Source organism: Yersinia aldovae 670-83 (assembly GCF_000834395.1).
Taxonomy (GTDB): Bacteria; Pseudomonadota; Gammaproteobacteria; order Enterobacterales; family Enterobacteriaceae; genus Yersinia; species Yersinia aldovae.
Map to the genome: position 1 here is coordinate 936,373 of NZ_CP009781.1, position 14,304 is coordinate 950,676.

Below are 14,304 nucleotides of genomic sequence, written 5' to 3' on the forward strand. Positions count from 1 at the left end.
TATCACCAAGTGATTTATATATTGGAACTGTGATCGAATTAATATAATAAATACAGATTTATTAAAAACTCGATTACATTCCTTACTTCAATTAATTAAATAATAAATTATAGTTTATTTAATTACACACCAAGTTTAGTATTTTTATCAAATTTATGAGCGCGTAAATTTAATCAGGCTGGCTCATTGTTTACAAAATTTAAATTACCTATAATGGGTGCTAATTTTAGCCACGAGCAGTAAGCATGTTAAATAAATTGTTCTCGATAGTTATTGATAATGTGCGTGAGCATCTGGTGTTCTATATCTGCTTACTGATGATTTTACTCGCGTTAGATGTTTATTTCTTTTTCTATCAAACGTTTTCTTAGTCATGTTCTACAGCTCCCCTTGCTAAACAGGGCCAGCAGGTAACTCGCCTGTGGCCAATAGCGAAGAAACCTCATATCAGTCGAGCGTTGCTTCATCGCTCTTTACGGGTTTCCCATCACTCAGTAAAACTGCAAATTTATGGCCCGCTGGCGTTAGCTCAAGAGCTATTTTAGCAATGATAGTCAAAGGCACTGAGAGTAGCATCCCGATTGGTCCCAATAGCCAGCCCCAGAAGATCAATGATAAGAATACGACTAGCGTCGAAAGCCCCAGCCCACGGCCCATCATGCGCGGATCAATAATATTGCCGCCAATCAGGTTGATTAGCACATAACCCCCGGTCACCGCAAAAGCATCGGCAAAACCATTAAATAGCAACGCTTGAATAATCGGCGGAACAGCCGCCAGCACGGAACCAATATTGGGAATATAATTCAGTACAAACGCTAATAACCCCCACAAAAAGGCAAATCTAACCCCCATTGCCGCCAGGAAAAGCCAGATAACAATCCCCGTCACAATACTGATCACAGTTTTGATCACCAGATAATGTGTTACGCCATTTAATGCGCGCTTGAGGATTGCATTCCCTTCTTCTGGATTATCAAACATCAATTGTACTTTATACGGCAGGCGCTCCACTTCAAATAACATAAAGACTACCGTCATCAGTAGCAAAAACGTATTAGCCATAGCGCCAGAAAGATGGCCAATTAATCGGGTAACAAAGTTCATCGCCATGCTGGGATCAACATGCTTCATAAGGTCATCTACCGAGAATTCGATATTAAAACGCATAGCAAACTCTTGTAGTTCGCGCATTTTTTCCAACATCATGCCACGATATTGCGGTACTGAACGGGCGAATTCATTGAGGGACGTACCTAAACGGCTAAATAATAGCGCCATCAGCAAAATAATGATGGTAACCAATAACACAATAGCCAATGTGCGGGGGATTTTGATCCGCTCTAGCAATTTTACTAATGGGTTCAGTACGATAGCCAGAAATATAGCCAGCAGGAACGGTACCACGATCGGCGAGGCGGCTTTTATCCCCGCCATGATAACCACCAGCATTGCCAGCATCGTGACTAACCGTAACCCTTGGCTACTTACCCCAGGTATTGTCATTATTAATCCTTGTATCGAAATCGCTACCGCACGGGCGGCATAAAAAAAGACGCTATCGAATAAAATAGCCGATAACGTCTTCTAAAGCCTAATTTAAATAACCATATGCCCTTATCACAGGGTGCCGTAGCTGTGTTAGCGGCTATCACTCACCCGAATCCTTAACGCGGCACCGACGGTCTTGGGTAATACCCCTCACTTGGCGCAGTTACTTCTTTTCTGGCACAGGAATATGCATGGTGGTTTGCAGCAGCCCTTTAGACTTATTAAAAATCTTAACTCCATTCTCACGCCCTGCCCGGCGGGAACGCTGCTCTTCCTGGGGCAATTTCAGCTCTTCCTGACAAATCTGGCTACAGCACCCTTCGAAGCTCGCTGCGCAAGACGGACACTGGATAAACAGCAAATGGCACCCATCATTTTTGCAATTGGTATGTGTATCACATGGCGTACCACACTGATGGCAGTGAGCAATCACATCATCCGAGATGCGCTCGCCCATCCGCTCATCAAAAACAAAGTTTTTACCGATAAACTTCAGTGGCAAACCCTGTTCTTTGGCTTTGCGGGCATACTCAATAATGCCGCCTTCAACGTGATAAACATTTTTAAAACCCTTGTGCAGCATGTATGCGCTGGCTTTTTCACAGCGAATACCACCGGTGCAATACATGACGATATTCTTCTCTTTGTCATGTTGCAGCATGTCCACCGCCATTGGTAGCTGCTCGCGGAAGGTATCAGAAGGGACTTCAATCGCGTTTTCAAAATGGCCCACTTCATATTCATAGTGGTTGCGCATATCAACAAATAATGTATCCGGGTCGTCAATCATCTGATTGACCTGATCCGCTTTGAGATAGTGCCCAACATTCGCGGGATCAAAGCTATCATCATCGATACCATCTGCGACAATGCGCTCACGCACCTTCATGCGCAGTACCCAAAATGACTTACCGTCGTCTTCGTGAGCCACATTCAAGCGTATCATTGCCAGCGCCGGATGCGCGGCAAACAGCGCGGTCTTGAACTCATCGTAACGATTGGCAGGCACGCTGATTTGCGCGTTGATACCCTCTTTTGCTACATAAACCCGGCCAAATACACCGAGTTTAACGAATTGACTATAGAGGCTATCGCGGAAGGTTTTGGCATCTTCCAGAGTGAAGTATTTATAAAAAGAAACTGTGGTGCGCGGTTCGGTTTCAGCCAACATGCGCGCTTTAAGTTCCTCATTAGAAATTCGGTTATGTAACACTGGCATGGTGTACTTTCCTGTCTTCGAAGAGGTTACTGATATAATATTTAATTATTGCTCAATGGGTTATGTAATTCCCCTGTGGAATAACCACCATAAATCATCGCGCAATAGAACTGATGTTTTGGCACGCAGACACCGCGCGGCGCACATAATACCTGAAACTGCCGCACGGCACATCTTTAGCGGTAATCCAGTTCAGTAAAAGCAGCAACGATAACCCCAGTCAATAAGACAACGCCAGCCGCAATCAGCCATGATCGGCTCTGCCAACCTGCACCCAAATAACCCATTATGCCACCGGCAGCCAATAACCCTGCGCTGAGTTTTGCAGCTCGCATCGCCCACACTCCGATAAGTATTGATGGTCTTAATCTATTAATTGCAAATATCATAACTCAGAAATAAAAAATCCCTCTTCAGCCGCCAGCGTTTTATGTAAGAAATTGATTGAGCGTTACCTAATCGTCTTCCGCCCGCGCCCGCGCGGTGGTTTCATTTATATAAGGCATTGATGCGATAAACAGTGGCAACTGGCATGGTTCTTTGAGTTTATGCGGGTGCAATCAGAACGGGAGAAAATGATCGCGCAACGGGCCAGGCAGGGATTTATCAATCGCGATATCGCTGATAAAGCCTGTACCTCAGTCAGAACCGTAGAAGTTCATCGGGCAAAAATGATGACAACGCTGTCGGTAAATAGTTTGGCTGAGCCAGGTTGTCTACTTAAATCCAATAAGACTATAAGAACAATACGGTATAATTAATATACAAACTTATGACTAATTTGCCTGAATTATAGGTATATAATCTTAAAAAAGGCTTTTTAGTGCGGTCCGTTTTTCCGTAAACCGTTAAAAATGCCACAATAGTCTACCTTAAAACGACAGATTAACCGGCTGATATCCATCTGATGACAACACAAATTAATGTGTTCACGGGTGAGCCATAACGTTGTCGCTCATAAAGCGAGCCATCCATAAGTAAATAGTTAACTGTCCTAATGAATTACAATGACGCTGAGAACAGATAATGCAAGTTCCTTCTTTTGATCGTTCACTACTGCACCCACGTTATTGGCTGACCTGGTTCGGCCTCGGTATCCTCTACCTGCTGGTGCTACTCCCTTACCCGGTTATCTATGTCATGGGCACTACCCTTGGCCGTTTTTCGATGCATTTTCTCAAACGACGCAAGCAGATCACTCAGCGGAATCTGGAATTATGTTTCCCTGATATGCCTAAGGCCGAGCGCGATGAACTGATCGTTAAGAATTTTGAGTCCGTTGGAATGGGGCTATTTGAAACCGGCATGGCGTGGTTCTGGCCGAATTGGCGTATTGAGCGCTGGTGCAGCGTCAGCGGGCTGGAACATATTCAACAGGCGCGTGACGAAGGCAAAGGAGTGTTGTTGATCGGTTTACACTTTCTTACGCTGGAGTTGGGCGCACGTATTTTTGGTATCTATAACCCAGGTATCGGCGTCTATCGCCCCCATGATAATAAGGCGATGGACTGGATGCAGACGTGGGGCCGGATGCGCTCCAATAAAGCTATGCTAGACCGTAAAGACCTGAAAGGAATGATCCGCAGCCTGAAACAGGGCGAAATCATCTGGTATGCGCCGGACCATGATTACGGCCCACGTAGCAGCGTATTTGTGCCGTTGTTCGCCGTCAACCAAGCCGCTACGACCACCGGGACTTATTTGCTGGTTCGTACCAGTAAACCGGCAATTATCCCATTTACCCCCCGCCGCTTGCCCGCAGGCAAAGGCTATCAATTGATTTTGCAGCCAGCCGTTGAAAACTTCCCACTGGATAATGAAGTGGAAGCGGCCGCCTTCATGAATAAAGTGATAGAAAAAGAGATAGCTCTCGCGACAGATCAATATATGTGGCTGCATCGGCGGTTTAAAACCCGACCAGAGGGTGCGCCTTCACTCTATGACTAATATGACTTATTCAGAAAAAGAATATCGCAAATGATAATGACGATTAGTTTCCATCAGTTTTATTGACACAGTACGTCAGATTTATCCGCTAGTTATGTAGGGTTTATCTGACAATACTGACAGTAATTAATCCTGGTTATTATCCGGTTACTTTTCTTTTTCTTGATAAGGACAGACACATGTTGGCAAGCCTAAATAACGGGTTCACGCGGTTAACTCATCATCCGGACAGCGGAAAATTATTATTACGCCTGACATTCGGTATTTTGATGTTGTTTCACGGTGTTGCAAAAATTCAGCACGGAACCCGTTGGATCGCTGAATCTTTGCAATCGCAAGGTATGCCAGGCTTTGTCGCTTATGGCGTCTATATTGGCGAAATTGTCACCCCTATCCTGATCATTTTGGGTTTATTCACCCGCCCTGCGGCTTTTATCTACGCAATTAATCTGCTGGTGGCCGTGCTAATGGTTGGTACTGCTAAATTCTTTACCCTGACCCAAGTCGGTGCCTGGAGTCTGGAGAATGAAGCCCTGTACATCCTCGGTGGTTTGGCCATTATGCTACTGGGCAGTGGCCGTTACTCCATTACCAAGAATGAAGCTTACCGTTAATCATTGATACCCAGTGAGCGATGTCATACTGAACCACTCCTTACTGAACGGGGTGGTTCTTTATCGAATTTTAATCGACCAATACTCTTTATAGCTGAAAAGAATAACTATATCCCTACAGTTCAAACCACCTTTCCACTTTAATAAAAACTAATATTCATATTGTTGATGTTAACCTGCCATAGGTTCATACTTACCACGCTAACTGTTTATACCCCTATGCTTTGCCGCCCTTTCAACGCCCCTATTGACGAATAAAGTGACGCAAAGCGGTCAACTTGCTTATTCGGTAATTTATGACGCCAAACCCAGCCCCCATTAACTGGAAAAGAAACCTATTTGTCGCCTGGCTTGGCTGTTTTCTAACCGGTGCCGCATTTAGTTTGATCATGCCTTTCCTGCCACTGTATGTCGAAGTGCTGGGGGTGAGCGGTCATCAGTCGCTCAATATGTGGTCCGGCTTGGTATTTAGTATTACCTTTCTGTTCTCTGCCATCGCTGCGCCCTTCTGGGGCAGTCTTGCTGACCGCAAAGGCAGAAAAATCATGCTGCTACGCTCTGCATTAGGGATGGGGATAGTCATGATATTGATGGGGTTGGCGCAAAATATCTGGCAATTTCTGGCGTTGCGCGCGCTGCTGGGGTTATTGGGTGGCTTTATCCCTAACGCCAATGCATTGATTGCTACCCAAGTACCACGCAATAAAAGTGGCTGGGCATTGGGTACGCTCTCTACCGGCGGGGTGAGTGGTGCGTTAATCGGGCCGCTGATTGGTGGCCTGTTAGCCGACAGTTATGGCTTACGACCGGTGTTCTTTATCACCGGCAGCGTGCTATTCGCTTGCTTTATCATGACCTGGTTTTATGTCAGAGAACAATTCGCTCCGGTGCTGAAGAAGGATATGCTCAATGGCCGACAGGTCTTTAACTCGCTGAAAAAACCTAAATTAATTCTCAGTCTGTTTGTTACTACCATGATTATCCAGATTGCGACTGGCTCCATTGCCCCTATCTTGACGTTATATGTGCGTGAACTGGCAGGTGATATTCAAAATCTGGCCTTTGTTAGCGGCATGATTGCCTCCGTGCCGGGGGTTGCTGCGTTGATGAGCGCGCCACGATTAGGCAAACTGGGTGACAGAATTGGCCCTGAACGAATTTTGATTGCTATGCTGGCCCTGTCTGTGCTGATTCTTATCCCAATGGCATTTGTCCAAACGCCATTGCAGCTCGGTATTCTGCGCTTCTTATTGGGCGCTACAGACGGCGCGCTGTTACCTGCGGTACAAACATTATTGATTTATAATTGCACCAATCAAGTTGCCGGCAGGATTTTTAGCTATAACCAGTCGTTTCGTGATATCGGTAACGTCAGTGGCCCACTATTAGGGGCGGCAGTTTCCGCCAGTTATGGCTTTCGCGCCGTATTTTGTGTCACTGCGGTAGTTGTACTCTTTAATGCACTATACTCATACAGGTGCTTACAACGTCAGCCGTTAAAAGCACGCTGTGATGCTGAACAGCAATAGAAGAGCGCTATAAAAAGCGGCTAAGTCACTTATATCACCCCAAAATGCTGTTTAGCGCATTTTTCGCATCCTACGTTTATCCCCTAAGCTAATTGATTCATTTAAATTATATAAAATAAACACAACATACTGATATATATGATTAAAAATAATCGATGAACGCGCCAACACATGATCGTTTTTTATGCTCTAAAGATTGCCAAGTTGGAAATATAAAGCTAAAAACTGCGATGTATGTCGACTTTTCATCTTAAAATACGATATAACCCCGATAGAAACGAAAAAATGACGTTATTATTGCGTTAAATTGTACTGTGCCGAGTATTAAACCTGATATACCTAAAATAGTGGGCGCTACATATGTTGACTGACACCCGCGATTTAGCCGGATGAAGGCTGCAAATAGCACGATGACTTCAGCACTTTAGGCTTACCACAGTGCTGGGCAGAACCCACACTCGACGATGATTTATTCGCCTGAATTTATGGCGATTCTATGGGAAGACTTTATGCAAACCTCTGTTAACACCCAAGGCGGCCGCACATTCTTTGGCCATCCTTATCCGCTTAGCGGCCTGTTTCTTTCCGAAATGTGGGAACGCTTTTCGTTCTACGGTATCCGCCCACTATTGATTCTGTTTATGGCGGCAACGGTCTTTGACGGCGGTATGGGGCTGCCACGCGAGCAAGCCTCAGCTATCGTGGGTATCTTTGCCGGGAGTATGTATCTGGCCGCGTTACCCGGCGGCTGGTTGGCGGATAACTGGCTTGGGCAACAACGAGCGGTCTGGTACGGCTCCATCCTGATTGCATTAGGCCATTTGTCGATTGCGCTATCCGCTTTCTTCGGTAATGACCTGTTCTTTATCGGTTTGGTATTTATCGTGCTCGGAACAGGTCTGTTCAAGACTTGCATCTCGGTCATGGTCGGTACGCTGTATAAGCCAGGCGATGCCCGCCGTGACGGTGGGTTCTCACTGTTCTATATGGGTATCAATATGGGTTCGTTTATTGCGCCACTGCTTTCTGGTTGGTTGCTACGTTCTCATGGCTGGCACTGGGGCTTTGGTATCGGTGGGATTGGTATGTTGGTCGCACTGCTTATCTTCCGTGGTTTTGCCATTCCAGCCATGAAACGCTACGACGCAGAAGTCGGGCTGGATTCAAGCTGGAATAAACCGACCAATCAGCGTCAGGGGGTTGGCAAGTGGGTTGCCGCGCTGATGGTGCTGGTAGCCGGTGTGATTACACTGATATCACAAGGCGTTATCCCAATTAACCCTGTGCTGATTGCCAGTTTGTTGGTCTATCTTATCGCGGCATCGGTCACACTCTATTTTGTCTATCTGTTCGCTTTCGCCAAAATGAGCCGTAAAGATCGCGCCCGCTTGTTAGTGTGCTTTATCCTGCTGGTTTCTGCCGCATTCTTCTGGTCAGCCTTTGAACAAAAACCAACCTCATTTAACCTGTTCGCTAACGACTATACCAACCGTATGTTTATGGGCTTTGAGATCCCAACCGTATGGTTCCAATCAATTAACGCCCTGTTTATCATCCTGTTGGCACCGGTATTTAGCTGGGCCTGGCCGGCATTGGCGAAGAAGAAAATTCAGCCAAGCAGCATCACTAAGTTCGTCATTGGTATTTTATGTGCTGCGGCAGGTTTTGCCGTGATGATGTACGCCGCACAACATGTCCTCAGCAGCGGTGGTGCGGGTGTTTCCCCCTTGTGGCTGGTGATGAGTATCCTGTTATTAACGCTGGGGGAACTGTGCCTTAGCCCTATCGGGCTGGCAACCATGACTTTACTGGCTCCAGATAGGATGCGTGGTCAGGTGATGGGGCTGTGGTTCTGCGCCAGTTCGCTGGGTAATTTGGCGGCGGGCCTGATTGGGGGGCATGTTAAAGCCGATCAACTTGATATGCTGCCAACGCTGTTCGCCCGTTGCTCTATTGCGCTGGTGATTTGTGCTGCCATCCTTATCTTGCTAATCGTGCCAATTCGTCGCTTAATGCAAAATACGCAAGGCACGCAAACCGCGTCATAAGTCGTTGCTCTATATTTATCTGTTATAAAGCCCGCTCCTGCGGCGGGCTTTATAATATAAAAAATGGATGGCAATTCATTTATAATCAATAAATTACAGAAAAATCGCGTTCAACTGGCGCACATCGCGACGACCCGAACAACGTGTCTCCCCTTGGTTCAGCTATTTATTGGTCTGAATCTTATAAATCCCATGATCGTTGCTGCAATACCACACGATAACCATCTGCATCTTCAAAGGTTTTACCACTCACATCCCAATAGGGATTATACGAAGCCACTAACTCGAAACCTGCCACCCGCATTTTCTGGCATTGACTCACCCAATGAGATTCATCAGGCAGATAAAATACCAATAAATTATCCAGTGTCGGTGCCCGCCCGACTTGAGTACCGCGATGATGGGTAAACTCCAGATGATAAGCATGGTGTGGATGCCCAATAATGGCACCATCGAATCCCTGATGATCAACAAAGTTACCTAACAGCGTAAATCCTAAGCCGTGGCAATACATATTGGTTATTAATGTAAGATTATCAGTGGGTCTCGCAATCCGCATCACCGAATGTTGTGGCGATACCGGCGTGATATCTGGCTCCGTAGACATAACAGTGGCTTCCTGAGCTTATTCATAAGGGCCGTGGCTGGCATCAATAGGCAGCATAAAGGTATCGACAATCATTGACAGAGGAACGTCAATTACGGTGATGTATTTCCATGCACCCTCGCGCATATCCCACTGAACGCCAGGATAATATTGATGTCCATGCCCCTGCCCTGGCACAGTGCGGCTGATAATGCTGCCACAACCTGACAACAGGATGATGACCGCAGTCAACAGGATGATACGAGCCAGGATACCAAGGGGGATAATCAATTTAAAAGTAAGGTTCACGCAATCAACTCTTATCGATCACAAACAGTCTAGGTTTATAAACAAAAAAACGGGCAATACACTATTGTATGCCCGTTTTTTACGCAGTATTACTGCTATTTTGCGCCAGGGAACGCCTTCATATTATGCGCCAATTGGCGGTAATATCCGTTCCAGACCCGATACTGCTCCGGCTGCTGCCAAACTTGCTGATGCAAGCGCGAGATCAACACCGGATCACTGAGGAGCGTTAGACGCTGCAATTTAGCCAGTTTTTCAGGCCCGGCGTCCAGAGCCTCAGCCACACGCTGTTCGCGAGCCTGTTCGATAATGGCACGGTTATGGTGACGGGCCGTTGCCATCGCGCTGACCAATGCATTATACGATGGATTCATCACCGCATGTAGGAAGCCATGACTCAGTGCTCGCTGATGGTTGAGCTGTAAATACTCTTCTGTGGCGAGTAATTCCCTTGGCGGATCATACTCTTCCGGGATCAGGAACAATTTAGCCCGTTTACTGGCCAACCCCAACGTGCGGCGGCTAGACAGAACTGACACCACCGGAGACAGGATAAGCGAGAAGACAATCGGTGATAACCACCACAGGAAGCGTAGATCCAGCCATGCGACCCCACCCGCCCACACCAGGCCGAGCAGCAGTTGCGGGCCGTGGCGTACCAACGCTTCACTCCACGGCGTTGCATCATCATCACGCTGTGGAGAATTCCACTGCACTGACCAACCGAGGAAAGCGCTGACCACAAATACTGTATGGAATAGCATCCGCACCGGTGCCAGCAACACTGAAAATAGCATTTCTGACAGCATAGACAGTAGCAATCGCAACGCCCCACCGTACTGTTTCGAACCTTTCGCCCAGATCAAAATGATACTGAGCAACTTAGGCAAGAACAGCAATACCAATGTGGTAGAGAACAGGCCAATCGCCAGCTCTGGCCGCCACTGTGGCCATACCGGGAACAGTTGTCGCGGTTGCAGGAAGTATTGCGGTTCCATCAGGGTATGAACCGCCTGTAATGCGGTACACAACACTAAAAACATAAACCACAACGGCGCAGACAAATAGGACATCACGCCAGTGAGGAACACCGCCCGATGAACCGGATGCATCCCTTTAACCAAAAACAGTCTGAAGTTCATCAGGTTGCCGTGACACCAGCGGCGATCGCGTTTTAACTCATCAAGTAAGTTAGGCGGCAACTCTTCATAACTGCCCGGCAGATCATAAGCAATCCACACCCCCCAACCGGCACGGCGCATCAATGCCGCTTCAACAAAGTCATGCGACAAAATAGCACCAGCGAACGAACCTTCCCCCGGCAAAGGTGCCAGCGCGCAGTGCTCGATAAAGGGCTTCACGCGGATAATGGCGTTATGCCCCCAATAATGGGACTCACCCAACTGCCAATAATGCAAACCAGCGGTAAATAACGGGCCATAGACTCGGGTGGCAAACTGCTGAATGCGGGCATACAGAGTATCCATGCCGGATGCTTTCGGTGCTGATTGGATTATCCCAGCATTCGGATTGGCCTCCATCAACCGCACCAAACCCGTCAGGCAGCCGCCACTCATCACGCTGTCGGCATCCAGAATTACCATATAGCTGTACTGGCTGCCCCAACGACGGCAAAAATCATCGATATTGCCACTTTTGCGTTTAACCCGACGGCGGCGGCGGCGATAGAAGATACGACCATGACCATCGACATCACGGCACAGCTCCAGCCAGGCTTTCTGCTCTGCCACGCAGATATCAGGGTCATAGCTGTCGCTCAATACATAGATGTCAAAGTGCTCAAGCTGACCGGTTGCAGCGACGGATTCATAAGTTGCGCGCAGACCGGCGAAGACCCGCTCTACATCTTCATTGCAGATCGGCATAATCAGTGCCGTCCGATGAGCCGGATTGAGTGCTTCGTCACCTTTAACCGTGGATGAAATGCTGTATTTATCTTTACCAATCAGTAATTGCAGGAACCCCATCAGCGCGGTCCAAAAACCGGCAGAAACCCAGCAAAACAGCACAGCAAACAGGATAAGGATGCCAGTTTGCAATAGATAAGGCAGCAGTTGTATTACCGATACCTGCCAGTTCTGCTGCCAAATCTCGAAAGGATCGATTAATGCCCAGCCCTGATAAGGCAGGATGGTTTTCATATAGCTGGTGGCAATTGTGGTTTGCAACACAATCAGTATCAGCAATATATAACGGCGCAATGAACCCACGCTGCGCCACTTTTTCTCGGCCAGCGCCTGCTCATGAGTCTGCGCCCGTGAGACAGGATTGCGACCCAGCATTGAATCCCAAAAACGCCCCACCGGATTGGTGCGCCAGGGTTGCGGTGCCATACAGGTGCGTTTAATCGGTGGCGTAGCATGAATAACCGCGCGCCCTTCATCATCCTGCGTGAGCAATTTGCCGCCCGCCAGTGCATCCGGCCAGGCCGCTTGCACGCGAGCCCTGACCGAAGACAGTGCGCTGTCTTTTTCAGTTGCCGTTGCCCCATCAGATACGCTTTGCGCCAATTGCTGATGCAAACGCGGCATAGCATCAGGTGTGCTATCGAGTAACACATCTTCAGGTAAGGCATCCTGTAACGCCCCTTGCTGCTGCACAGTCAGGGGCAAGTTCGCGATATAATCCAGAACAGGTGATTGAGTTGACTTATTCATTGGCAGGTAGCTGATAGCTCCAGGTTTCAGTCAGGGTTTTATCACCGTTAACCAGCGCAGCGCGCATCTCTATCGGTTTCTTCTCATCTTTGACTTTTAACCGCAGGGTTAAGCGCCAGCCTTTGGTCACCGGATTGTAACGCACACTGTTTTCGATCAACTCACCGTTGCCGTCAATACTGACCTGTGAAGCCAATGGTGCATTTTCATCAAGAGATTTCAGCACCGGCCCGACAAAATCAACCAGGAACGCGACACTGCCATCTGGCTGGCGAATCAGATTCGACTGTTTAACATCACCGGTTGAACGTAATGTCTGTTTAACGTAGGCCACATCGGCTGAATGTAATTTGTCCTCATCGCGAGTAAAATGCAGTCGGTAATTCAGATCGAGTGATTTTTTCGCATCAGGCAGTACATCCGGTGTCCAGAACGCCACGATATTATCGTTAGTTTCATCTGCGGTGGGGATCTCTACCAGCTCAACTTTGCCTTTCCCCCAATCACCGCGCGGTTCAACCCAAGCGCTTGGGCGCAGGTCATAGCGATCATCCAAATCCTCATATTGCGAGAACTCACGGCCCCGTTGCAGCAAACCAAAACCTTTCGGATTCTCGATGGTATAGGTGCTGACCGACAGGTGTTTTGGGTTATTCAGCGGTCGCCAGATCCACTCACCATTGCCAGCATGAATAGAAAGCCCATTGGAATCATGCAACGCCGGACGGTAGTTTAACACCTCAGACGGCTGGCTCGGGCCAAACAGGAACATACTGGTTAACGGTGCAATGCCCAGCTTCTCGACTTTGTCGCGCAGGAATACTTTGGCCTGCACATCAATTGTGGTATCACGCCCCGGATAGATAACGAACTTATAAGCGCCAGTGGCACGCGGGGAATCCAGCAATGCATAGATAACTAAATGTTTATCATTCGGTTTTGGCCGTTCAATCCAGAACTCACGAAAACGTGGGAACTCCTCGCCAGACGCCAAAGCAGTATCAATCGCCAACCCACGAGCAGAAAGGCCATAAACCTGGCCTTTACCAATCACGCGAAAATAGCTGGCACCGAGCATACTGACAATTTCGTCTTTTTTATCCGCTTTATTAATAGGGTAAAGCACTTTAAAACCAGCAAAACCCAAGTTTTTCACCGATTCCGCATCATGTTTAACCGAGCCAAAGTTGAAGTAGTCTGGGCTATAATTGATAGGCTTAACACTGGTGGCCGTGACTTCATTTATCTGCACCGGAGTGTCAAAGTACATGCCCTGATGATAAAACTCTAACTTGAATGGCGTATCCAGTTTAGTCCAATACGACTTGTCATGGTTAAACTGTATCTGTTGGTAATCGGCAAATTTCATATCGCGAAATTGCGAAGGAAGGTTACTTTTCGGTGCCTCAAAGCCTTTACCCGCCAATGCCTGCGCTTGTTTAGCCACATCATCCAACGAGAAAGCCAGTGCCTGAGAAGTAAACAATGATAGCAAGAGAGTAACACCCAGCCACCTGACGCTGTTAGCGCGTGACCCTGTTGACATTCTATTAACGTTTGACAAAATATTAACTCGCACATCTCCCCCTATTCGGGTGCTTAAATCATAACAGCCAAATTACTGGTTAAAGCCGTGGCTAAGTCACAAGCCTAGCTTGCCCGGCTAAAATACGCTATGGAAACTTATTAACCCTTATAGTAAGGTTTCTCGCCGTCATGATCCAATGAATAACGAATATCTTTAGCAAATAGCATTTACTATAAAAACAACTCCGTGGGTAGCACCGGGACATTATTCTAATAATGATAACAACTAGCGAATA

General features: G+C 47.4%; 13 protein-coding genes. 6 read left to right on the forward strand and 7 right to left on the reverse strand.

Going from position 1 to position 14,304, the window contains the following annotated elements:
• Positions 1–245 precede the first annotated feature (245 nt).
• Positions 246–371: a DUF2770 family protein gene (locus AT01_RS21570; protein ID WP_004700153.1), complete on the forward strand. Its 126-nt coding sequence runs from the start codon at positions 246–248 to the stop codon at positions 369–371.
• Between the two features lie 76 nt (positions 372–447).
• Here the strand turns inward: AT01_RS21570 and AT01_RS04450 are convergent, their stop codons facing one another.
• The 3 genes from AT01_RS04450 to AT01_RS22025 form a co-directional block, all read right to left on the reverse strand.
• Entirely contained in the window at positions 448–1,506 is a 1,059-nt protein-coding gene (locus AT01_RS04450) for an AI-2E family transporter (RefSeq protein ID WP_042546234.1), read from the reverse strand.
• Between the two features lie 208 nt (positions 1,507–1,714).
• Entirely contained in the window at positions 1,715–2,770 is a 1,056-nt protein-coding gene (gene trhO, locus AT01_RS04455) for an oxygen-dependent tRNA uridine(34) hydroxylase TrhO (protein ID WP_042546235.1), read from the reverse strand.
• Between the two features lie 176 nt (positions 2,771–2,946).
• Positions 2,947–3,105 (reverse strand): hypothetical protein, encoded by a 159-nt coding sequence (locus AT01_RS22025; RefSeq protein WP_042546236.1) that lies wholly within the window; start codon positions 3,103–3,105, stop codon positions 2,947–2,949.
• Positions 3,106–3,345: 240 nt separating this feature from the next.
• Between AT01_RS22025 and AT01_RS20560 the strand changes: the two genes are divergently transcribed.
• From AT01_RS20560 to AT01_RS04480, 5 genes are all read left to right on the forward strand, one after another.
• Positions 3,346–3,531 (forward strand): LuxR C-terminal-related transcriptional regulator, encoded by a 186-nt coding sequence (locus AT01_RS20560; protein WP_235427289.1) that lies wholly within the window; start codon positions 3,346–3,348, stop codon positions 3,529–3,531.
• A 265-nt stretch (positions 3,532–3,796) separates the two neighbouring features.
• A complete protein-coding gene (locus AT01_RS04465) occupies positions 3,797–4,717 on the forward strand; it encodes a Kdo(2)-lipid IV(A) acyltransferase (RefSeq protein WP_082039538.1) in 921 nt (306 codons plus the stop codon).
• Positions 4,718–4,896: 179 nt separating this feature from the next.
• Positions 4,897–5,331: a DoxX family protein gene (locus tag AT01_RS04470; protein WP_042546238.1), complete on the forward strand. Its 435-nt coding sequence runs from the start codon at positions 4,897–4,899 to the stop codon at positions 5,329–5,331.
• A gap of 296 nt (positions 5,332–5,627) precedes the next feature.
• Positions 5,628–6,860, forward strand: a complete 1,233-nt coding sequence (gene mdtG / locus AT01_RS04475) for a multidrug efflux MFS transporter MdtG (RefSeq protein ID WP_042546239.1) — start codon at positions 5,628–5,630, stop codon at positions 6,858–6,860.
• Positions 6,861–7,369: 509 nt separating this feature from the next.
• Positions 7,370–8,908, forward strand: a complete 1,539-nt coding sequence (locus AT01_RS04480) for a peptide MFS transporter (RefSeq protein WP_042548493.1) — start codon at positions 7,370–7,372, stop codon at positions 8,906–8,908.
• A 181-nt stretch (positions 8,909–9,089) separates the two neighbouring features.
• Here the strand turns inward: AT01_RS04480 and AT01_RS04485 are convergent, their stop codons facing one another.
• The 4 genes from AT01_RS04485 to AT01_RS04500 form a co-directional block, all read right to left on the reverse strand.
• Positions 9,090–9,515: a VOC family protein gene (locus AT01_RS04485; RefSeq protein ID WP_042546240.1), complete on the reverse strand. Its 426-nt coding sequence runs from the start codon at positions 9,513–9,515 to the stop codon at positions 9,090–9,092.
• A gap of 18 nt (positions 9,516–9,533) precedes the next feature.
• Positions 9,534–9,779 (reverse strand): YceK/YidQ family lipoprotein, encoded by a 246-nt coding sequence (locus tag AT01_RS04490; RefSeq protein WP_391592604.1) that lies wholly within the window; start codon positions 9,777–9,779, stop codon positions 9,534–9,536.
• 119 nt (positions 9,780–9,898) lie between these two features.
• A complete protein-coding gene (gene mdoH, locus AT01_RS04495) occupies positions 9,899–12,481 on the reverse strand; it encodes a glucans biosynthesis glucosyltransferase MdoH (protein WP_042546241.1) in 2,583 nt (860 codons plus the stop codon).
• Positions 12,474–14,027: a glucan biosynthesis protein G gene (locus tag AT01_RS04500; RefSeq protein ID WP_042546242.1), complete on the reverse strand. Its 1,554-nt coding sequence runs from the start codon at positions 14,025–14,027 to the stop codon at positions 12,474–12,476. Before AT01_RS04500 ends, mdoH begins: the two co-directional genes overlap by 8 nt.
• Positions 14,028–14,304 lie beyond the last annotated feature (277 nt).